Raw genomic sequence first — 23,290 nt, 5'->3', positions numbered from 1 at the left:
TTCCCTTAATACCTTGCATTAATTATCTTGATTTTCATTGTTGTTAAAGTGCTTCTCTATCGACCTCTCCGGTACGAATACGCACAGCATGTTCAAGGTCATAAACAAAAATTTTACCATCGCCGATTTTTCCGGTTTGAGCGGCTTTGCTGATCGCATCAACAATGTCATCCAAGTTCTCAGCTTGAGTCGCAATTTCTAATTTTACTTTTGGCAAGAAATCAACTTGATATTCAGCACCACGATAAAGTTCAGTATGTCCTTTTTGACGTCCAAATCCTTTAACCTCTGATACTGTCATCCCTTCAACACCGACATCCGCTAATGCTTCGCGCACATCATCTAATTTAAATGGCTTAATAATCGCATTAATTATTTTCATGATTTACCCCTTAGCCTCAATATCTGTTCCCGTTATGATTAAACAACAAACAATCATCATGCCAAGTATTTAAGTAACTGTTTAATATTGTCATTTTAAAAACCATCACCGTAGAACGAAAAAAGGCTGCACCATATAGGTGCAGCCTTTTCACTGTAATGTGGCATTTAAGTGCTACTGATAAATAACCCGATTAAAAACGGATCACAAATGCTCGCCAAGCAGCCAATGCTTGTGCTAAATCTTCAAAACCACATACCGACATACTTTCTTCATCATAAAAATGCAGATCTTCTTCAAAATCTTCATCTTCTTCAGAAAACAAACAGTTAGCTTGAACTAAAGCCTCGTTATCTTGTAAACATAACGTCAGCTCTTCACCCATTAAGCGCCACTCTTTAGTACTATTTTTCAATGTACTAAGTTGCTCCATTACCATATCTATTTTTTCGACATCCTTGCCTAGCTCGTCAATGATCCAATGGCCTAATACTTCATGTCCCATTGAAAAAATGGCATGATAACTACCGTCCAAGGTATTTTTTTTAAATTCGTAATCCATACCTTTAGTACCCCATCTATGATCATCTTAGTTGTTAACTGCTACACTGCCAGCAGAATGCGCTTGGCGCCCATTGTCAGGATCTCTCACTAAAATGCAACTCAATACCACTATTGCTCGACAAATCGTCGCTCGTACCATGAAAATAATTAAGCATTCAGTGAATGTGATGGATAGTGATGGCCGGATTATTGGTTCTGGCGATCCAAAGCGTCTCAATCAAAAACATGATGGTGCTATTTTGGCGCTTAACAATCACCATGTTATAGAAATAGATCACGCCACTGCGCAGCAATTACAAGGGGTCAAACCAGGGATCAACCTACCGATTATATTTCAACAACAAGCAATCGGCGTGGTTGGGATCTCAGGTGATCCCGATGAAGTGCGCAACTATGGCGAATTAGTCAAAATGACCGCTGAGCTCATTATCGAGCAAGCGGCTTTAATGACCCAAGTTGAATGGCATAAACGGCACCGTGAAGAACTGGTGATGCAGTTAATCAATGACACCAATTTAGATGATATCCAATTGATAACCATTGCTGAACGACTAGAAATACAGCTAGAACAACCGCGAATTGCAACTATCATCAAAGTGTTACCTCAAGATGGCGAAGCTTTTTCTTTAGAAAACTTACAGCATTTAGTCCACCTACTAGAATATCCAGAACGGGATAACTTAGTCGCAATTAGTTCAGTGTCTCGCAATGAAGTAGTGGTACTCAAACCGATCACCATCAATAGCCAGGGTTGGTCACGGGATCTCGAACAAAAACGGGTTTATAAACTGCTTAAACGCATCGGCAAAGACGCTAACTACAGTATTAAGATCGCTCTTGGTGATTATTTCCCTACTATTCACGGCCTCGCACAATCTTATTTAACCGCCACTGCCACTATGGAAGCCGCTCTCAATAGCAATCAATATGCTCAACAGCAGGTATTCTTTTACCAAGATCATATTCTGCCGGTGTTACTCAATAAAATAAAAGCAGAGCCTTGGCGTTATCAACAATTACAATCTCCGCTTAATAAACTGAAGCAACACGATCCCCGTGGCACCTTAGTTAAAACTCTCACTGCATTTTTTGATCAGAATTGTGATTTAGCTCAAACATGCCAAGTACTACATATTCACCGTAATACGCTTCGATACCGACTCGATAAAATAGAGCAACAAACAAACCTAGAAATCAATAAGATAAGTGATATCACGCGCTTATATTTAGCGATAATTAGTCAGTCATAATTCACTAACTTTGTGCATTTGCACAATTTACAACCGCAATAACAACTCTTTATTTGTTAATTTGCCTAAAGCTTCTACTTTCAAAATTCACTACAGTGCAGCCATCTTAACTTTTCACTGGAATGGAACATGGTTGAAGTATCCACCCTTGGTGCACTTACGGCACTGATCGTCGCAATCGGACTGATCTTAAAACGCGTACCACCCGCTTATGGCATGATCGTCGGCGCTCTGGTTGGTGGTATTGTCGGTGGTATATCTTTAACCGATACCGTGACCATGATGATTGGTGGTGCACAAGGCATTGTCACCGCAGTATTACGAATTTTAGCTGCTGGTGTCTTAGCTGGCGTGTTAATTGAATCTGGTGCCGCCACCTCTATTGCTGAAACGATTGTTAAAAAAGTCGGTGAAACACGAGCATTACTCGCCCTTGCTATTGCGACCATGATCCTTACTGCGGTAGGGGTATTTGTTGACGTTGCCGTTATTACTGTCGCTCCGATTGCTTTAGCAATTGCCCGTCGCGCTGATCTATCAAAAATGGCGATCTTGCTCGCCATGGTTGGCGGCGGTAAAGCGGGTAACGTAATGTCACCCAATCCAAACTCAATTGCAGCAGCAGATGCGTTTCATGTACCACTGACATCGGTTATGGCCGCTGGTGTTATTCCAGGTCTATGTGGAATGCTATTTGCCTACTTTATTGCTAAAAAATTAGTGAATAAAGGCAGTAAAGTTCAAGCTCATGAAGTGATTGATGTTGATTTAAGCCGCTTACCCTCTTTTGCTACCGCGATTGTCGCACCACTGGTTGCGATCGCATTATTAGCCCTACGTCCAATTGCTGGTATTAATGTTGATCCACTGATTGCGTTACCTTTAGGTGGCTTGATGGGAGCGATTGCAATGAAGCGTTTCCGTGATACTAACCACTTTGCGGTATCGGGATTAAATCGTATGGCGCCAGTGGCAGTAATGTTACTTGGTACTGGTACTCTAGCCGGCATTATTGCCAACTCAGGTTTAAAAACAGGCTTAATTGACGTTCTAACAGCATCCGGTTTACCGTCTTACTTACTTGCGCCAATTTCAGGTGCGATGATGTCGTTAGCAACAGCATCAACTACCGCCGGTACTGCAGTAGCATCAAGTGTCTTTAGTCACACTATTTTAGAATTAGGTGTACCAGCAATTGCAGGTGCTGCAATGATCCATGCCGGTGCGACAGTGTTTGACCATATGCCGCATGGTAGCTTCTTCCACGCAACTGGTGGTTCGGTTCACATGGACATGCATGAACGCTTAAAACTGATCCCTTATGAAACAGCCGTCGGCTTAATGATAGCGACAGTATCAACCCTTATCTTTGGTGTATTTGGCTTCACAATTTAACAAGGCTGATTGATTATGAAAATTATTATTGCTCCTGACTCATACAAAGAAAGCCTGACCGCAATGGAAGTGGCTACCGCGATTGAAGCCGGTTTTCGTCAAGTAATGCCGAATGCTGAATACATTAAGCTACCAATGGCTGACGGCGGTGAAGGTACAGTCCAATCCTTGATTGATGCCAGTAACGGCACAATTATTCATCATCCAGTGACCGGGCCTTTAGGCGAACAAGTACAAGGCTTTTTCGGCATTATGGGTGACGGTAAAACGGCAGTAATAGAAATGGCAGCAGCATCAGGATTACACCTTGTTAGTCCTGAGCAACGTAACCCAATGCTTACCACCAGCTATGGTACTGGTGAGTTGATCTTAGCTGCCCTTGAGCAAGGGGTTGAACACATTATTGTCGGTATCGGTGGCAGCGCCACTAATGACGGTGGTATCGGTATGGCACAGGCACTTGGCGTGCAACTGTTAGACAATAACGGCCAATCTTTGGGTTTTGGTGGTCAAGCTCTAGCACAGCTAGCAACGATAGATATCAGCCACATCGATCCGCGTCTAGCAACCATCAAACTTGAAGTAGCATGCGATGTTGATAACCCTCTTTGTGGTGCAAAGGGAGCCTCTGCAGTATTTGGCCCCCAGAAAGGTGCGACGCCTGCAATGGTTACCGAACTCGATCAAAATTTAGCTCACTATGCCGCTATTATTGAACGCGATTTAGCGATTGATGTTAAGCATATGGCGGGTGCGGGTGCCGCTGGCGGTATGGGTGCGGCGCTATTAGGTTTATTTAAAGCCCAATTACGCTCAGGGATCGAGATAGTGATCGATGCGGTTAAGTTAGACGCGATAGTAAAAGATGCAGATCTAGTGATCACTGGCGAAGGCCGTATTGATAGCCAAACTATTCACGGTAAAACGCCCATTGGTGTCGCTCGCGCAGCCAAGAAATTTAATAAGCCAGTGATCGGTATTGCTGGTTGTTTAAGCCAAGATTGTGGTGTGGTTTATGAGCATGGAATTGATGCCGTATTTAGCGTTGTTCCAGCTGCAATTAGCCTAGAACAAGCCTTTAAAGACGCTGCGATCAATGTTGAATTAACCGCACGTAATGTCGCTGCAATGTATTGTTTAGGCCGTTAATCGACATATTCGCTAATATTTACATTCAGCCAATAAAAACGCCGCGAATATTCACGGCGTTTTTTATAACACTAATAGCAACGTCAATTAGACCGGCTGCTGAATAATGACCTCATCAGCTTTATTAGTGTAATCAGCCATGCGATCAAAATTTAGATAGCGATAAGTATCAGCGGCAGTTGCATCAATTTGCTTAGCATAAGTTAGGTATTCATCCATGGTTGGAATACGACCTAAAATGGCACCTACAGCTGCTAATTCCGCTGATGATAAGTACACATTAGCGCCATTACCGAGACGGTTAGGGAAGTTACGGGTTGAAGTCGACATCACCGTTGCTTTGTCTTTTACGCGTGCTTGGTTACCCATACACAATGAACACCCTGGTGTTTCAACTCGCACCCCTGCACGACCAAAAATACCGTAATAACCTTCTTCGATCAGTTGATCACGATCCATCTTAGTTGGCGGTGCAACCCATAACCGAGTATCTAATTGACCACCAAATTTCTCTAACAATTTACCCGCGGCACGGAAATGACCAATGTTCGTCATACACGAGCCAATAAAGACTTCATCAATCGCAGTACCTGCAACATCAGAAAGTAAACGCGCATCATCAGGATCGTTTGGCGCACATAAAATAGGCTCTTTAATATCCGCCAGATCAATCTCAATCACATGCGCATATTCAGCATCTTTATCTGCGCTCATTGGCTCAGGATTAGCTAACCACTCTTGCATCGCTGTAACACGGCGCTCAATGGTACGACGATCACCATAGCCTTCAGCGATCATCCATTTCAGCATCACGATATTTGAATTTAAATATTCAGTGATTGATTCAGGTGACAATTTCACCGTACAACCAGCGGCACTACGCTCCGCCGATGCATCAGAAAGTTCAAATGCTTGCTCAACGGATAGATGCTCGACCCCTTCGATCTCAAGTACACGCCCTGAGAATTCATTGATCTTGCCAGATTTTTCAACCGTTAATAGCCCTTGCTGAATCGCAAAATAAGGAATTGCATGCACTAAATCACGTAGCGTGATCCCTGCTTGCATCTCACCTTTAAAGCGCACCAAAATAGATTCTGGCATATCCAGCGGCATCACTCCTGTTGCAGCAGCAAACGCCACCAAACCAGAACCGGCAGGGAATGAAATACCTAATGGGAAACGGGTATGTGAATCACCGCCAGTACCAACAGTATCAGGCAGTAACATGCGGTTAAGCCATGAATGGATCACACCATCTTTAGGACGCAACGCCACGCCACCACGATTCATAATAAAATCAGGCAAGGTATGGTGAGTATTAACATCAATCGGTTTTGGGTAAGCCGAAGTGTGACAAAAAGATTGCATGGTGAGATCGGCAGAGAAACCTAAACACGCTAAGTCTTTAAGTTCATCACGGGTCATTGGGCCGGTAGTATCTTGCGAACCAACCGTGGTCATTTTAGGCTCACAGTAAGTGCCAGGGCGAACGCCTTCAACACCACAGGCTTTACCTACCATCTTCTGGGCTAAGGTATACCCTTTACCGCTGTCTTTAACCGCAACGGGGCGACGGAACACATCAGAGGCAGCGAGACCCAACGCTTGACGAGCACGATCCGTTAAGCCACGACCGATGATCAATGGAATACGGCCACCAGCACGCACTTCATCAATCAATACATCCGTTTTTAATTTAAATGTTGCAACTAATTCATCGTTATCGTGACGACGTACTTCACCTTTAAATGGATACACATCAATCACATCACCCATCGCAAGCTTAGTAACATCAACTTCAATCGGCAGCGCACCAGCATCTTCCATAGTATTAAAGAAAATCGGCGCGATCTTACCGCCAAGCACATAGCCACCAGCACGCTTATTAGGTACATAAGGGATATCATCCCCCATAAACCACAGTACTGAGTTTGTGGCTGACTTACGCGAAGAGCCTGTACCAACCACATCACCAACATAAACTAATTGATGACCTAGTTGTTTTAGAGTTTCAATTTGAGTAATTGGACCAATGGTGCCAGCTTGATCTGGAGTGATCCCTTCACGCTCAATTTTCAACATTGCTAATGCGTGCAGTGGAATATCTGGTCGCGACCATGCATCCGGCGCAGGAGATAAGTCATCGGTATTGGTTTCACCGGTGACTTTAAATACGGTTAGAGTGGTTTTTTCTGCCAGTGCTGGTTTGGATAGGAACCACTCTGCATCAGCCCAAGACTGCATCACTTGTGCGGCAAAAATATTGCCCGCTTTCGCTTTTTGCTCGACATCATAAAAAGAATCGAACATTAACAAGGTATGTGATAGCGCTGTTACTGCAATTGGAGCAAGCTCAGCATCCTCTAATAATGCCACCAATGGCTCAATATTATAGCCACCTTGCATAGTACCCAATAATTGCGCAGCCTTAGCTTTACTGACCAATGGCGATTGTGCTTCACCAGTTGTGATCGCTGCTAGAAAACCCGCTTTAACATAAGCGGCTTCATCGACTCCCGGTGGAATACGGTTTTCTAATAAATCCAATAATACCGCTTCCTCACCTTGAGGCGGATTTTTTAATAACTCAATCAGAGCGGCAACCTGTTCAGCATTTAGCGGCTGGGCAACAACCCCTTCAGCCGCACGTTCTTCGACGTGTTTACGGTAGGCTTCAAGCACGACATATTCCTCTTATATTGGCTCGACTATAGCGTCGAACATCCTTGGAAGTTGAATGATCTCTCACTGATCAATGATTGACGTTTAATCCATACCTTACGTCTTCGCTGTTAATCAGAGATCAAAACTGTTAAATACCATATCACTTTTAACCTAATTTTAAAATGAGTCGATGTTTTACAACATTCACAAATTTGTAAGTTTGTTGCATTCGTCGCGGTTAATTTTTCATCATTATCAAATCTCAGCCACAAAAAAAGCGCCTATCAGGCGCTTTTTAATTAACCGAGCAAGTTAAGCGAGAATTACTTCTTACGCTTTACTGCTTTTGCATTTGGAAGGTCAGTGATTGAACCTTCAAATACTTCTGCTGCAAGGCCAATTGACTCATGCAATGTTGGGTGAGCGTGAATAGTTAATGCAATATCTTCTGCATCACAACCCATCTCGATCGCTAGACCGATTTCACCTAGTAATTCACCACCGTTAGTACCAACGATAGCACCACCGATAACGCGGTGAGTGTCTTTATCGAAGATCATCTTAGTCATACCATCAGCACAATCAGATGCGATTGCACGACCAGACGCAGCCCATGGGAATGTTGCAACTTCGTAGTTAATACCTTCAGCTTTTGCTTCTTTCTCAGTCTTACCTACCCACGCAACTTCTGGCTCAGTGTACGCAATTGAAGGAATTACTTTAGGATCGAAGTAGTGCTTCTTACCAGAAATAACTTCTGCAGCTACGTGACCTTCATGCACACCTTTATGAGCAAGCATAGGTTGACCAACAACGTCACCAATCGCGTGAATGTGCGCTACGTTAGTACGTAGTTGCTTATCTACATTGATAAAGCCGCGCTCATCAACATTGATACCCGCTTTCTCAGCGTCAATGAGTTTACCATTTGGTACACGGCCGATAGCCACTAGCACTGCATCATAACGAACAGGCTCAGCAGGTGCTTTCTTGCCTTCCATTGATACGTAGATACCGTCTTCTTTCGCTTCAACTGCTGTTACTTTCGTTTCCAGCATTAAGTTGAATTTCTTAGAAATACGCTTAGTGAAAACTTTAATGATATCTTTATCAGCAGCAGGAATAACTTGATCGAACATTTCAACAACGTCGACATCAGAACCTAGTGCGTGATAAACCGTACCCATTTCAAGACCAATGATACCACCGCCCATAACAAGTAACTTTTCAGGTACTTCTTTCAGCTCTAGCGCATCTGTTGAATCCCAAATACGTGGGTCTTCATGTGGAATGAAAGGTAGCTTAATTGGGCGTGAACCCGCAGCAATAATTGCATTGTCGAATGTTACTGTCGTTTGACCGTCAGCACCTTCAACAACGATTGAATTAGGACCAGTAAATTTACCGTAACCGTTAACCACGTTAACTTTACGCATCTTAGCCATACCGCCAAGACCGCCAGTAAGTTGGGTAATTACTTTATCTTTCCATAGACGGATTTTATTAATATCGGTTTGTGGCTCACCGAAAATCACACCATGTTCAGCCATCGCTTTTGCTTCTTCAATAACTTTCGCTACATGAAGTAGAGCTTTTGATGGAATACAGCCGACGTTAAGACATACGCCGCCTAGAGTATTGTATTTTTCGATTAGAACCGTATCTAGACCTAAGTCTGCACAACGGAATGCCGCAGAATAACCTGCAGGGCCTGAACCCAACACCACTACCTGGGCTTTAATTTCTTTGCTCATCATGACCTCGTTGTAAGTCTTTTATCCCTAACAGGCTATCAGCTATGCTGTACTTTTTTAATACTAAATTTATCATCAAACTAATTAACAAGTTTACAGACCTGTTAACAACATGAGAAATAAATTACCGCAGCCTGTGAGCTAAACAACAATTCCATGCCTACTCAGGGTAGGCATGGCGTTGTGGATGTGAAACCTTATAGTACCAAACGGCGGATGTCTGATAGACAACCATTTAGGTAAGTAATGAAACGTGCACCTTCAGCACCATCAATCACACGGTGATCGTATGATAGTGATAATGGAAGTTGTAGACGCGGTTCAAACTCTTTACCGTTCCATACTGGCTTCATTTCAGACTTAGATACACCAAGGATACCTACTTCTGGTGCATTCACGATTGGTGTGAACGCAGTACCACCTAAGCCACCTAGGCTTGAGATAGTGAAACAGCCACCTTGCATATCAGATGCAGTTAGCTTACCAGCACGTGCTTTCTTAGAGATAGTCATTAGCTCTTCAGAAAGCTCGTAAATACCTTTCTTGTTCACGTCTTTAAATACAGGAACAACCAAGCCATTCGGGGTATCTACCGCGATGCCGATGTTGATGTATTTCTTCAGAATCAAGCTCTCGCCATCGTCAGATAGTGAAGAGTTGAATGAAGGGAACGCTTCCAATGCTTTCGCAGCAGCTTTAAGAATGAACACAAGTGGCGTGATCTTCATGCCAGAGTCTTTCTTCGCTTCGATAGCGTTTTGGTCTTTACGGAATGCTTCAAGCTCAGTGATATCAGCATTATCCCACTGTGTAACGTGCGGGATCATTACCCAGTTACGGTGTAGGTTAGCGCCAGAGATCTTCTTAATGCGAGAAAGAGGCTTAACTTCTGTGTCACCAAACTTGCTGAAGTCAATCTTCGGCCAAGGTAGTAGACCCAATGCTGCGCCGTCGCCTTTACCTGAAGCCGATGCTGCTGCACCAGACTCAAGACGCTTAAGTGCATCTTTAACGAAGCTTTGTACGTCTTCTTTAAGAACGCGGTTCTTACGGCCAGTACCTTTAACTTTCGCAAGGTTAACGCCAAACTCACGTGCTAGACGACGAACAACAGGTGATGCATGTGCATAATCGTTGTTTTCTTCAAAGTCGCCAGTTGTCGCGGCTGGAGCAGATGCAACTGGTGCTGAAGCTGGAGCTGCTGCTTGAGCTGGTGCTGCAACCGCTACTGCAACAGGTGCTGCGCCAGCAACTTCAAATACCATGATCAATGAACCAGTAGAAACCTTGTCGCCAGCGGCGATTTTGATTTCTTTGATAGTACCAGCGAAAGGTGCAGGTACTTCCATTGATGCTTTGTCGCCTTCAACAGTAATTAGAGATTGCTCTTCTTCTACTGTATCGCCAACAGCTACCATGATTTCAGTAACTTCAACTTCATCACCGCCGATATCAGGCACGTGAACATCTTTAGCTGCTGCAACAGCTGGAGCCGCTGCTACAGGTGCTGCTGCTTGCGCTGAAGCCGCTGCTGGTGCAGAGCCAGCAACTTCAAAGATCATCACAAGTGAGCCAGTTGACACTTTATCACCCGTTGCGATTTTGATTTCTTTTAGTACGCCAGCAAACGGTGCTGGTACTTCCATTGATGCTTTATCGCCTTCAACAGTAAGTAATGACTGCTCTTCTTCGATGCTGTCGCCGATAGCAACCATGATTTCAGTTACTTCAACTTCATCACCGCCAATGTCAGGCACGTGTACTTCTTTAAGTTCAGCCGCTGCTGCTGCAACAGGCGCAGCAACGGGTGCCGCTTCAGCGACAGGAGCTGCTACTGCAGCGCCTTCAGCTTCAAAGATCATGATCAATGAACCAGTAGATACTGTGTCACCAACAGCGATTTTAATTTCTTTAACAATACCCGCTTGTGAAGCAGGCACTTCCATTGATGCTTTATCGCCTTCAACAGTGATCAGTGATTGTTCTTCTTCAACCTTGTCGCCAACGCTAACAAGAATCTCAGTTACTTCAACCTCATCCGCACCGATATCTGGTACATTAATTTCGATTGCCATTATATTTGCCTCTTACGCGTATAGCGGGTTGATCTTGTCTGCGTCAATGTTAAATTTAGCGATTGCTTGAGCAACAACAGAATTCTCGATATCACCACGTTTTGCCAATTCAGAAAGTGCAGCAACAACAACGTAGCCTGCATTAACTTCAAAATGACGACGTAGGTTTGCACGGCTATCTGAACGACCGAAGCCATCAGTACCAAGTACTTTAAATGACTCTGAAGGCATGAACGCGCGAACTTGTTCTGCGTAGTTCTTCATGTAGTCAGTCGCAGCGATTGCAGGTTCAGTACCCATAACCGTTGTAATGTAAGCTACTTTCTGCTCAGCTTCAGGGTGAAGCATGTTGTAACGCTCTGCATCTTGACCGTCACGAGTCAATTCATTGAATGATGTTACTGAGTAAACATCAGATGCTACGCCGTAATCTTCACTTAGAATTTGTGCCGCTGCGCGTACTTCATTCATGATAGTACCAGAGCTCATTAACTGAACTTTAGACTTATCACCAGCGTAAGACTCAAGCTTGTAAATACCCTTACGAATACCTTCTTCTGCGCCTTCTGGCATACCAGGCATCGCATAGTTTTCATTCATTACGGTTAGGTAGTAATAAATGTTCTCTTGGTTCTCACCGTACATGCGACGAATACCGTCTTGCATGATAACCGCTAGCTCGTAAGCAAACGTTGGGTCATAAGAGATACAGTTAGGTACAGTGTTAGCCATGATGTGTGAATGGCCATCTTCGTGCTGTAGACCTTCACCGTTCAAGGTTGTACGACCTGCAGTAGCACCTAATAGGAAGCCACGTGCTTGTTGGTCACCTGCCATCCACGCCATGTCGCCTACACGTTGGAAGCCGAACATTGAGTAGTAGATGTAGAATGGAATCATTGGTAGATCGTTGGTGCTGTAAGATGTTGCAGCAGCAACCCAAGAAGCCATTGAACCTAGTTCGTTGATACCTTCTTGCAATACCTGACCTGAGTTTGCTTCTTTGTAGTAAGAAACAACGCCACGGTCTTCTGGAGTGTAAGTTTGACCCGCTGGGTTGTAGATACCCACTTGACGGAACAGACCTTCCATACCAAATGTACGTGCTTCATCACAAATGATTGGCACGATGTTCTTACCGATATTCTTATCTTTCAATAGAATATTTAGAGTACGAACGTAAGCCATAGTGGTAGAGATTTCACGCTTTTGCTCAACAAGCAATGGGGCGAATTCTTCAAGCTCAGGCACTTTAAATTCTTGAGTGAACTTAGGGTTACGCTTAGGCGTATAACCTAGTAGTGCATCACGACGAGCGTGCAAGTAGTTATACTCTGCAGAACCTTGTTCAAGCTCTAGGTAAGGCAATGATTTAATTGCTTCGTCAGAGATAAGGTCTTGTAGGCCTAAACGATCGCGTAGGTATTGAACATGAGTCATGTCCATTTTCTTCACGCCGTGAGCAATGTTTTTACCTTCAGCTGCTTCACCCATGCCGTAACCTTTAACAGTTTTAGCCAGGATTACAGTTGGTTTACCTTGAGTCTCTTTCGCATTCGTAAATGCAGCAAATAGTTTTGATGAATCGTGGCCACCACGTTTCAGTTCAAAGATTTGCTCATCAGTCATATCAGCAACAAGTGCTGCAGTCTCAGGGTACTTACCAAAGAAGTTCTCACGTACGTAAGCGCCATCTTTAGATTTAAATGTCTGGTAGTCACCATCGATAGTTTCGTTCATTAACTGAAGTAGTTTACCGCTAGTGTCTTTTGCTAGTAGTGAATCCCAGTTGTTACCCCAGATCACTTTAACCACATTCCAGCCAGCACCTTTAAATAGGCCTTCTAGCTCTTGAATGATCTTACCATTCCCCATAACTGGGCCATCTAGGCGCTGTAAGTTACAGTTGATAAGGAAACATAGGTTATCTAGCTTCTCACGTGCAGCGAAAGAAATCGCACCGCGTGATTCTGGCTCATCCATCTCGCCGTCACCTAGGAACGCGTAAACACGTTGCGCTGAAGTGTCTTTAAGACCACGGCCTTCTAAATATTTAAGGAAACGTGCTTGGTAGATCGCAGAAATAGGACCTAGACCCATAGATACCGTCGGGAACTGCCAGAATTCAGGCATTAACTTAGGGTGTGGGTATGAAGGAATACCTTTGCCATCAACTTCTTGACGGAAGTTATCAAGTTGCTCCGCAGTCAAACGACCTTCAACGAATGCACGAGAGTAGATCCCTGGAGAGATGTGACCTTGGTAATAAACCAAATCGCCGCCATCAACGTCATTAGGTGCACGGAAGAAGTGGTTAAAACATACTTCATAGAAAGCAGAAGCTGACTGGTAAGAAGCCATGTGGCCACCTAGGTCTAAATCTTTCTTTGAAGCACGCAATACGATCATGATTGCGTTCCAACGGATAATAGAACGGATACGACGCTCTAGCGTAATATCACCTGGGTATGCAGGCTGTTGCTCCGCAGGAATCGTATTAATGTAATTTGTGTTGATGCCAGTGGCCATATCAACGCCATCTAAACGTGCTTTGTCCAATACTTGCTCTAGTAAGTACTGGGCGCGTTCAACACCTTCTTCACGGACTACTGATTCAAGAGCTTCTAACCAATCTTGAGTTTCCAGTGCATCCACGTCACTCTTCATGACTTCAGACATGCGATCTATCCTTTCGTTATAATCTACTAAACTAACAATGTCGCGACTTGCAAATGGCCTTTGGCTGATAAAGAACCCTAGTCAAGCCCGTCCTTGCGTTGTTGAATTCGACGGAGAGAGCGTTCACGTCTGCTATCTTCTCGCGATAAATCCAACAAAGTCTCCTCAATGTAAGCCAAATGTGCGTGGGATGCTTCACGTGCCTTTTCAGGCTGTTTAGAAACAATCGCCTCAACAATATTGGCTCGATGCTTACTAACCTTATCCACCACCTCTTGACGACGATTAAGGTGTTCAAAATTCTGTAGTACGTTTTGTTCCAACAACGGCGCTAAACTGCGAATAATATGGAGTAACACCACATTATGCGCTGACTCTGTGACCGCAATAAGATATTGCATCACCGCAGCTGCTTCGGCGGCTAAATCGCCTTGCTGTTGGGCTTGTTGAATGCACACATGACAATCTTTAATTCGATTAAAATCATCATCATTACCACGCAGGGCCGCATAATATGCCGCTAATCCCTCTAGCGCATGGCGCGCTTCGACTAAATCTAATTGTGTTTCTGGGTGAGCGGCCAATAAATCTAATAGCGGCTCAGAGAAACTTTGCCACAAATCATCGGTGACAAATGTGCCACCACCTTGACGACGGGTCAGTAAATGTTTGGCTTCTAAGCGTTGAATCGCCTCTCGAACCGAAGGACGAGAAACATCAAATTGTTTTGCCAATTCGCGCTCTGGAGGCAATTGTTGTCCGGGCGATAATGTCCCCTCGACAATCAAACACTCAAGCTCTTGCTCGATAGCATCACAAAGTTTAGGTTGGCGAATACGTTTATACGTCATTATGATTAACGCTTCTTATAGTCAATCTGATTCATAACAAAACTAACAATACGGATAATTGGTATTACCAATTTACTGACGAGGAAAGTTTACAGAAATAATCGCGAAAGTCCACATTCAACTTGATTGAAATCATAGAATGCGGCTCGTTTAACAAAAAACACACATCAACATCAACTAACGCCAACAAACGTAATTAGATTAAGATACAGTCAGTACTTGAAAACAACCTTTAACCAACCGAAGCAAACCTTTGCTTTGCTTGTTTTATCAACAATATAATCAATAATTATGAATAAATAACCGCTTACAGCTGACTTTTATAACTCAGCCAATTAAACACTAATCCCGGATCTGTTTTACGCCCAGGCGCAATAAATTCATGCCCCGTTATTCGCTGGCGAGTAATAGCAGGATAATGCTGCATAATTTTTTTACTGAGTGCCGTCAGCGTCTGATACTGATTGCTGGTAAAGGGTAAATAATCGCAACCTTCAAGCTCAATCCCAATCGAGTAGTCATTACATTTATCTCGTCCTTCAAAACAAGAAACACCGGCATGCCATGCTCGAATATTAAATGGCACAAACTGAATAATACTGCCATCACGGCGGATCAAACAGTGAGCCGAAACGCGGAATTGATGAATTAATGCGAAATAAGCATGTTCATTCGGATCAAGCTGACCAGTAAACAATTGCTCAATGTAAGGCCCACCAAACTCCCCCGGTGGTAAGCTGATGTTGTGTACCACTAACAATGAAACTTCATCATCAGGGCGCGGATCACAAAATGGCGATGGCACTTGCTTTACGTTATCGAGCCAATGGTCGCTGTTAATAGTTAGGATCATATCAACCTCAGAGTAAAAAATAGGTATCGAGTATCGAGTATCGAGTATCGAGTATCGAGTATCGAGTATCGAGTATCGAGTATCGAGTATCGAGTATCGTAGAAAAAACTAAAACTATCCCCTTGTAAATAGTGACGGAAAAAAATATTCCACACCGTATCCCGCTCTTCCTCGTCCCTGCTTTCCCTCGCCCCTCGAAAACTGAATCTATTCCCTGTATGCTTTGGTTATCACTCGCGGTAACTCGATTACCGGCAAACTCATGCAATGGATACGACATGACAGCTATGGAACATAAACACGACAGCACCGCCCGCCTCACTTACCTTAAACAACAACTGCCACTAGAAATCACCCGTGCTGTTGCTGATACCCTACGGGAAGATTTAGGCGGCGAGATCGATGCCAGTCGCGATATTACCGCGAATTTAATTGCTGCTAACAGTATCAGTACCGCCACCATTATCACCCGTGAATATGGAGTGTTTTGTGGTCAATTATGGGCAGATGAAGTGTTTACTCAATTAGGTGGCGAAGTGGTGATTGAGTGGCATGTTAGCGATGGCGAAGTGGTTAAGCCTAATCAAGTTTTGTGTACTCTCACAGGGCCGTCGCGAGTGCTGCTAACTGGCGAGCGTAATGCGATGAACTTCATTCAAACCTTATCAGGCTGCGCGACCTTAACCGCAGAATATGTTAATCAACTGGTTGGCACTAACACCCGTTTACTCGATACCCGCAAAACGGTTCCCGGTCTGCGCAATGCGCTTAAATATGCGGTCAGTTGTGGTGGTGGTTTTAATCACCGCATTGGGGTATTTGATGCGTATTTAATTAAAGAAAATCACATCATGGCTTGCGGTGGCATTGATAAAGCCATTGCCACAGCTAAACAATTAAATCCTGGCAAACCGGTTGAAGTTGAAACCGAATCATTAGCCGAATTAGAACAAGCAATAGCCGCTGGCGCCGATATTATTATGCTGGATAATTTTAGCCTAGAGATGATGCGTGAAGCAGTAAAGATCAATGCTGGTCGTGCCGCGCTAGAGAATTCTGGCGATATTACCCTGAGCAATATTCGTGAATGTGCGTTAACTGGGGTGGATTATATCTCGGTTGGCGCATTGACTAAGCATGTGCGAGCAATGGATTTATCGATGCGGTTTAAATAGGACATAGGTTTCGAGGGGCGGGGTTTCTAGCTTTCGAGGAAGATCAATTTTTCTTACACCAGCCCCGTCATTCCCTACAGTGAGGTTACGAGCGAGATAGGGAATCTACTCACCGCGCGCTGTGACGTTAATATTTTCACTGACGTCTTTAAGGCTCAATCACGTGGTGAGTAGATCCCGAATAGTTCGTACCCCACTTCCGGGATGACGGATGGAATATTCCCTCATCAGCTCTTCCCTTGTTCTGCGCCCCAACTCCCGCGCTATTTTGCAACTTATGCAACAACCCCATAAATAATTCAACCTGTGCCGAGCAATCCTTTCCACCTTATTCTATCAATATCCTAAGCCTTTTATCCTACAGTCATTGCACTATCCCTTTTTGATTCGCAGCCGGCGAATTACACTTTCAAGGAATGGAAAATGAACAAGCAACAAGGCTTTACCCTGATTGAATTGATGATCGTAGTGGCGATCATTGGCGTGTTATCGGCAATTGCAATTCCTGCTTATAAAAACTACGTTACAAAATCGGAAGCATCTTCTGCTTTAGCTACAATAAAAGCACTTGTCACACCAGCTGAACTCTACATTCAAGAGACTGGCGATATAGAAACAGCAACATCAATAGCCTCAGCAGCAGGCTCTACATCTACCGCAAATTCTCTAGGGACAATAAGTTTTTCAGCTGTAAATACGATCAAATTTTTATTTAATGACACTAGCTCTCTTAATGGTTCATATTTAACATTAGCAAGAGATTCTGATACTGGTTGGACATGTACAGCAACAACAGTCGGAACAGCAACAATCCCAAAGATCGATGGCTGTCAGTAATACGACAATATAATCATAACCATGCAAACCAACCTCGCCTCGATCCTATTCCAAGCGGAGTTAATCAGCCGCGAACAGGAACAGCAAATCGTCGAGTCAGTAACGGCGGAAAGGATCAATGTCCCGACCGCCATTACGCGTTTGGGGATCATGGCAGATGATGAATTAGCACGTTCGCTATCGCACCTGTTCAACCTCGATCGGGTTGATGCCCACCACTATGACTTTCAAGGTTGTTGCCAAAGTGTCTACCAACGTGAGTTAGTCTTGCGCCATCGCGTATTACCACTGGCACAAGATAATAACACCCTGTTTGTTGGTCTGAGCGATCCTACCAATGTCGATGCTCAAGATGAGTTTCGCTTCGCCATTGGTAAGAACGTTGAACCATTATTATTAGATAATAAGCAGCTTGAATCCGCGATTCGGCGAGTTTATGGCAGTGACATCGGTGATGTTAGCCATAGCCGTCAAATCAGCGATGAAGATCTGGGGAACTTAATTGATATTCACGATCTGGAAATCGATGATGGTACGGATTTAAGCCAAGATAGCGCCCCTGTCACTCGCTATATCAACCAAGTCTTAATGGATGCCCTGCGACGTAAAGCATCTGATATTCACTTTGAACCCTATGAAACCAGTTATCGAATTCGCTTTCGCTGTGACGGTATATTGCACCAGCATTTAACCCCACCTTCAAGTTTATCGCGGCGGTTATCAACCCGTTTAAAAGTGATGTCAAAACTCAATATTGCCGAGCGTCGTCAACCACAAGATGGCCGTATCAAACTTAAGCTCTCGGAATCGCTGGCAATCGATCTGCGCGTATCGACACTGCCCACCTTGTGGGGAGAAAAAGTAGTACTGCGTATTTTAGACAGCTCCAACGCCAGCTTAAATATTGATATCTTGGGTTATAGCGACGCCCAAAAGCAGGCCTATTTAACCGCGCTACAGCGCCCGCAAGGGATGATTTTAATGACCGGTCCAACGGGCAGTGGTAAAACCGTGTCGTTATATACCGGCTTAAGTATTTTAAACACCGATGAGCGCAATATTTCCACCGCCGAAGATCCGGTAGAGATCAACCTCCAAGGGATTAACCAAGTGCAGATCAATAATCTTGCCGGACTTGGATTTGCAGCAGCACTACGATCTTTTTTGCGCCAAGATCCAGATGTGGTGATGGTGGGTGAAATTCGGGATTTAGAAACGGCGGCCATTGCAGTAAAAGCGGCGCAAACTGGTCACTTAGTATTATCGACCCTGCATACCAATTCAGCCGCGGAAACCATTACCCGCTTAACCAATATGGGGATTGAAGATTTTAACCTCGCCTCATCATTAAGTTTGATCATTGCCCAACGGTTAGCACGACGTTTATGTCACCACTGTAAGCAACCACATCTACTTGATGATCTCACTTGTGAGCGACTAAAGCTCCCCATCAACACCCGCGTTTATCAAGCTCATAAAGAAGGCTGCGATGATTGTAATAAAGGCTATGTCGGTCGAGTGGGTATTTATGAAGTGATGCCATTTAGTCGCGAAATTGCCGCAGCCTTAATGCAACACGCCACCAGCTTACAGTTAGAAGATATTGCTGCCAGCCAAGGCATGCAGCGGTTACGAGAATCAGGGATAGATAAACTGGTTGCAGGCATTACTAGCCTCACTGAATTACAGCGAGTATTGCAACTTTAACTTAGCCCGCAATACAACTTGGGTATTAACAGTAATACCTTTTTCTATCATCCAATTAAAGAGAGTTGATTATGGTTGCTGCCACTAAAATTCGTTACTACCAATGGCGTGGCATCAATCAAGCCGGACGTAAAGTCTCTGGTGTCACTATGGGATATCAAGAACAAGAAGTGCGCTACCAACTCACAGAACAAATGATCAATGTTAAAAAGATCAAGCGCACTAGACCTGGAACATTAAGCCGACTGCGTAACCAAATGAAGCCTGAAGATATCACTATGGTAACGCGCCAGTTATCAACCATGGTGGAGTCAGGCGTACCAATAGTACAAGCATTAACCTTAATGGCTAACAGCCACCATAAAGCAGAAATGCGCGCCACCTTAACTCAAATAACCACTCAAGTTGAAGCAGGATCATCGCTCTCTAAGGCAATGCGATCCAGTTCACCATTGTTTGATAAATTCTATTGCGACTTAGTTGATACTGGCGAGCAAACCGGTCATTTAGGGCAAGTGTTCGCCCGTATTGCGGTTTACCGTGAAAAAGCCGAAGCAATGCGTAAAAAAATCATTAAAGCGATGATCTACCCATCAATGGTATCGATCACCGCAGTGTTAGTTACGGTACTAATGTTGGTGTTTGTTATCCCTCAATTTGCGGCTATTTTCAGTGGTTTTGGTGCTGAACTGCCGTGGTTTACTCGCCAAGTGATGAAAGCTTCTGATTTTCTGGTTAACTACGGCAGTTTCCTTGGGATTGGAATAGTAATGGTGGTACTGCTGTATCGCTATTGTTATCAACATTATTACCGCTTTCACTATCGTGCTGACAAGCTCAGTCTTAAAATACCGCTGTTAGGTGATGTGTTACTTAAAGCAACTATCTCTCGTTTTGCTCGCACCCTTGCCACCACCTTTAATGCTGGCATTCCATTATTGACCGGGATTCAATCAGCAGCCAAAACCAGTAATAACGTTTATATCGAACAAGCGATTGATGAGGTCTATAACGGTACTGCGGCAGGAATGCCGTTATATTTAGCCTTACGTCAAGCTGATGTTTTTCCAGAATTAATGCTGCAAATGGTAATGATTGGTGAAGAATCTGGCGCACTTGATGATATGCTAAATAAAATGGCACAATTATACGAAGATGATGTCGATAATACCGTCGATAACCTTGGTCAAATTCTGGAGCCATTTATTATCATCATTCTTGGTACCATTATCGGTGGTTTATTAGTCGCGATGTACATGCCTATCTTTACGCTGATGAGCGTTATAGGCTGATCACAACTCAATCAATAACCATGACGTTAAAGGTTAATACATGCATTTTTTAGAGAACACTTCATGGCTGTATTGAGTTATTACCCGTGGTTATATCCACTATTTGCAACAATATTTGGTTTATTGATCGGCAGCTTTCTCAATGTGGTGATTTATCGACTACCTATAATGATGGAGCGCCAATGGCGTCAAGAATGTCATGATTGTTTTCCTGAATTGGATAATCCTCAGCATCATGATCCCGCCCCGTTTAACTTAAGTGTCCCCCGTTCACGGTGCCCACATTGTAATCATGCCATCAGTGCGCTGGAAAATATCCCTCTAATTAGTTGGTTAGTATTAAAAGGCAAATGCCGCGAGTGTCAGGCACCGATCAGTAAACGCTATCCTGCAATTGAGCTACTCACCGCCATCATTAGCTTAACGGTCGCGCTGGTGTTACCGCCGACATGGTGGGCTGTTGCTGTTCTCGGCTGTAGCTTTGCACTTATCGCACTGACATTTATTGATATCGATAAAATGCTACTGCCGGATCAAATCACGCTGCCATTAATGTGGGCTGGTATTTTATTAGCCGTCATCGGTATTAGTCCGATTTCATTAACCGATTCGATTATTGGTGCGATGACGGGTTACTTATCGCTATGGTCAATATTCTGGGCGTTTAAATTACTGACTAAAAAAGATGGCATGGGTTACGGTGATTTTAAGCTGTTAGCCGCTATCGGCGCCTGGGTTGGCTGGTCATTATTACCGTTTGTGGTGTTGCTTTCTTCACTTGTTGGTGCGATATGCGGCATTATCATGCTACGAATCAAGAATGAAGATCAACAAACGCCATTCTCTTTCGGACCATACCTTGCTGTCGCTGGCTGGATTGCTATTCTATGGGGCGAGCCAATCTTACATTGGTATGTTACTTCATATTTAGGATTCTAATTAATGGCAGTTGTGATTGGTTTAACGGGTGGAATTGGTAGTGGTAAAACAACGGTGGCTAACTTATTTGGCGACTATGGGATTGATTTGATCGATGCTGACATCATTGCCCGTGAGGTAGTGGCCATCGGCAGCATCGGCTTAGCACGCATCACTGAAAAATTCGGTGATAGCATACTACTTGTAGACGGAAATCTTGATCGAAGCCAATTAAGAGCGGCTATATTTAGTGATCCACACCTCAAAAACTGGCTCAATCAACTGCTTCATCCATTGATCCGTGAAAAGATGTTAGCTGATATAGATCGCGCTCGTTCACCGTATTGTCTGCTTATCGTGCCGTTAATGGTAGAAAATAATCTTCAAACCATGACCGATCGATTACTGGTGGTTGACGTTGACCAACAAACACAGATAATGCGTACCCAACAGCGTGACAATGTATCGCTTGAGCAAATAAAAAGTATTCTTTCAGCGCAAGCATCACGCCAGCAACGGCTCGATGCCGCCGATGATATCATTTGTAATAACGGTGATAATCAGGCACTGTTGACTCAAGTCGCTCAGCTACACCAACATTATCTCGCTCTCGCACAGGCCGCGAAATAACGCTCAGCGTGCATTCATTATTCTTTTTGGCTTCCACTGGTTTCCGTTATGCAAATACATCGCTATGAACATCCACTGAATGAAAAAGTGCGTATTTATCTTCGCCTAGAACACTTACTTAAACAATTACATGACAGCAGCGAACTTAGCGATCCATGGCAATATACGATTTTCTTTAATGCCTTATTTGATCTGCTGGAATTGATTGAGCAAATCCCGGTTAAAACCGATCTCGCCAAAGCACTCGATAAACAGAGCACTAAATTAAAAGCATGGTTAGATTATGATGGTGTTGATCCGACTGCGATTGAATCATTACTCAGCGACATGAGTCACGCTCAGAAAAACTTATTAGCTGCACCACGTTTAGGCCAAAGCCTACGTGAAGATCGTTTTCTAAGCTCTATTCGACAACGGTTCTCTATTCCTGGCGGCACCTGTAGTTTTGATCTGCCAGCGTTACATTACTGGCGTCAGTTACCACTTGAAGAACGTCAACAAACCACCCAAGCGTGGCTTGATCAATTATCTGAAGTTGATCAAGCATTAAGCTTATGGCTACATTTGGTTCGCCAATCTGCTCAATATCAACCGCAGTCTGCACATAATGGTTTTTTCCAAAATGATGCGAGCTTATCGTGTTTACTTAGAATTGAAATCGATGCAAGCTATGGGGTTTATCCTGTGGTATCAGGCCATCGTAGCCATTTCTCTATTCGGTTTTCGCCTTATGAAGATGGTTCGACAGTGGCAACGAATATCGACTTTAAATTAGCTATTTGCTGAGGTGACTATGTCGCAATCTCAACCTACTGTGGTGAAATGCCCAACGTGTAAAACTGATGTGGTCTGGGGCGAACAAAGTCCGTATCGCCCTTTCTGCTGTAAACGCTGCCAATTGATTGATCTTGGTGAATGGGCAGATGAAGAAAAATCCATTGCTGGCGCACCAGATATGTCAGATGCCGATGGTTGGTCTGAAGATAATTACTAAATCTTCCTAGTGCTATTTAGTAACCTATTGCTAATAAGGGCGAGTCAATGTTCACATTAGCTCGCCCTTTTTTAATGACTAAATTTTTAATAACTCGATTTTATTCAGGTACTGACTT

At 43.8% G+C, this 23,290-nt stretch carries 19 protein-coding genes; 11 read left to right on the top strand and 8 right to left on the bottom strand.

Annotated elements, in window-relative coordinates; translation table 11 throughout:
* Positions 1-43: 43 nt before the first annotated feature.
* Together PPBDW_RS02415 and PPBDW_RS02410 are read right to left on the bottom strand one after the other, a co-directional pair.
* Complete coding sequence (locus tag PPBDW_RS02415) at positions 44-382, bottom strand: P-II family nitrogen regulator (RefSeq protein ID WP_036793242.1); 339 nt, start codon at positions 380-382, stop codon at positions 44-46.
* Positions 383-575: 193 nt separating this feature from the next.
* Positions 576-944: a YacL family protein gene (locus tag PPBDW_RS02410; RefSeq protein WP_036793241.1), complete on the bottom strand. Its 369-nt coding sequence runs from the start codon at positions 942-944 to the stop codon at positions 576-578.
* Between the two features lie 94 nt (positions 945-1,038).
* Here PPBDW_RS02410 and PPBDW_RS02405 point away from each other — a divergent pair, with 94 nt between their 5' ends.
* The 3 genes from PPBDW_RS02405 to PPBDW_RS02395 all read left to right on the top strand — a co-directional run bounded on the left by PPBDW_RS02405 (position 1,039) and on the right by PPBDW_RS02395 (position 4,740).
* Positions 1,039-2,196: a sugar diacid recognition domain-containing protein gene (locus PPBDW_RS02405; protein ID WP_036793240.1), complete on the top strand. Its 1,158-nt coding sequence runs from the start codon at positions 1,039-1,041 to the stop codon at positions 2,194-2,196.
* Between the two features lie 129 nt (positions 2,197-2,325).
* Positions 2,326-3,591, top strand: coding sequence for a GntP family permease (locus PPBDW_RS02400; RefSeq protein WP_036793239.1), 1,266 nt, complete (start codon positions 2,326-2,328; stop codon positions 3,589-3,591).
* Positions 3,592-3,606: 15 nt separating this feature from the next.
* Positions 3,607-4,740, top strand: a complete 1,134-nt coding sequence (locus tag PPBDW_RS02395; RefSeq protein ID WP_036793238.1) for a glycerate kinase — start codon at positions 3,607-3,609, stop codon at positions 4,738-4,740.
* Positions 4,741-4,827: 87 nt separating this feature from the next.
* On the opposite strand, the gene acnB is transcribed toward PPBDW_RS02395, so the two are convergent.
* The 6 genes from acnB to ampD form a co-directional block, all read right to left on the bottom strand.
* Entirely contained in the window at positions 4,828-7,425 is a 2,598-nt protein-coding gene (acnB, locus tag PPBDW_RS02390) for a bifunctional aconitate hydratase 2/2-methylisocitrate dehydratase (protein WP_036793237.1), read from the bottom strand.
* Positions 7,426-7,730: 305 nt separating this feature from the next.
* Entirely contained in the window at positions 7,731-9,161 is a 1,431-nt protein-coding gene (lpdA, locus tag PPBDW_RS02385) for a dihydrolipoyl dehydrogenase (protein WP_036793236.1), read from the bottom strand.
* 197 nt (positions 9,162-9,358) lie between these two features.
* Positions 9,359-11,236: a pyruvate dehydrogenase complex dihydrolipoyllysine-residue acetyltransferase gene (aceF, locus tag PPBDW_RS02380; protein WP_036793235.1), complete on the bottom strand. Its 1,878-nt coding sequence runs from the start codon at positions 11,234-11,236 to the stop codon at positions 9,359-9,361.
* A gap of 12 nt (positions 11,237-11,248) precedes the next feature.
* Positions 11,249-13,915 carry a pyruvate dehydrogenase (acetyl-transferring), homodimeric type gene (aceE, locus tag PPBDW_RS02375; protein ID WP_036793234.1) on the bottom strand — a complete coding sequence of 889 codons (2,667 nt, stop codon included), beginning with the start codon at positions 13,913-13,915 and terminating at the stop codon, positions 11,249-11,251.
* 77 nt (positions 13,916-13,992) lie between these two features.
* The gene (gene pdhR / locus PPBDW_RS02370) at positions 13,993-14,766 is read right to left on the bottom strand and encodes a pyruvate dehydrogenase complex transcriptional repressor PdhR (RefSeq protein WP_036793233.1); all 774 of its coding nucleotides are present in this window, start codon (positions 14,764-14,766) and stop codon (positions 13,993-13,995) included.
* 307 nt (positions 14,767-15,073) lie between these two features.
* On the bottom strand, positions 15,074-15,619 hold the full coding sequence (gene ampD / locus PPBDW_RS02365) for a 1,6-anhydro-N-acetylmuramyl-L-alanine amidase AmpD (protein ID WP_036793232.1): 546 nt from the start codon (positions 15,617-15,619) through the stop codon (positions 15,074-15,076).
* Positions 15,620-15,906: 287 nt separating this feature from the next.
* Between ampD and nadC the strand changes: the two genes are divergently transcribed.
* From nadC to yacG, 8 genes are all read left to right on the top strand, one after another.
* Positions 15,907-16,794, top strand: a complete 888-nt coding sequence (gene nadC / locus PPBDW_RS02360; RefSeq protein ID WP_036796219.1) for a carboxylating nicotinate-nucleotide diphosphorylase — start codon at positions 15,907-15,909, stop codon at positions 16,792-16,794.
* 423 nt (positions 16,795-17,217) lie between these two features.
* Positions 17,218-17,631, top strand: a complete 414-nt coding sequence (locus PPBDW_RS02355) for a pilin (protein ID WP_036793231.1) — start codon at positions 17,218-17,220, stop codon at positions 17,629-17,631.
* 21 nt (positions 17,632-17,652) lie between these two features.
* The gene (gene pilB, locus PPBDW_RS02350) at positions 17,653-19,338 is read left to right on the top strand and encodes a type IV-A pilus assembly ATPase PilB (protein WP_036793230.1); all 1,686 of its coding nucleotides are present in this window, start codon (positions 17,653-17,655) and stop codon (positions 19,336-19,338) included.
* A 71-nt stretch (positions 19,339-19,409) separates the two neighbouring features.
* Positions 19,410-20,630, top strand: coding sequence for a type II secretion system F family protein (locus PPBDW_RS02345; RefSeq protein ID WP_036793229.1), 1,221 nt, complete (start codon positions 19,410-19,412; stop codon positions 20,628-20,630).
* 63 nt (positions 20,631-20,693) lie between these two features.
* The gene (locus PPBDW_RS02340; protein WP_036793228.1) at positions 20,694-21,569 is read left to right on the top strand and encodes a prepilin peptidase; all 876 of its coding nucleotides are present in this window, start codon (positions 20,694-20,696) and stop codon (positions 21,567-21,569) included.
* Positions 21,570-21,572: 3 nt separating this feature from the next.
* Positions 21,573-22,178: a dephospho-CoA kinase gene (gene coaE / locus PPBDW_RS02335; protein WP_036793227.1), complete on the top strand. Its 606-nt coding sequence runs from the start codon at positions 21,573-21,575 to the stop codon at positions 22,176-22,178.
* A 48-nt stretch (positions 22,179-22,226) separates the two neighbouring features.
* The gene (zapD, locus tag PPBDW_RS02330; RefSeq protein ID WP_036793226.1) at positions 22,227-22,964 is read left to right on the top strand and encodes a cell division protein ZapD; all 738 of its coding nucleotides are present in this window, start codon (positions 22,227-22,229) and stop codon (positions 22,962-22,964) included.
* A 7-nt stretch (positions 22,965-22,971) separates the two neighbouring features.
* Complete coding sequence (gene yacG, locus PPBDW_RS02325; protein WP_036793225.1) at positions 22,972-23,172, top strand: DNA gyrase inhibitor YacG; 201 nt, start codon at positions 22,972-22,974, stop codon at positions 23,170-23,172.
* Positions 23,173-23,290: the final 118 nt, after the last annotated feature.

Source organism: Photobacterium kishitanii, from assembly GCF_000613045.3.
In the GTDB taxonomy this organism is placed as follows: Bacteria; Pseudomonadota; Gammaproteobacteria; order Enterobacterales; family Vibrionaceae; genus Photobacterium; species Photobacterium kishitanii.
This window is presented reverse-complemented; position numbering and strand designations above follow the sequence as displayed.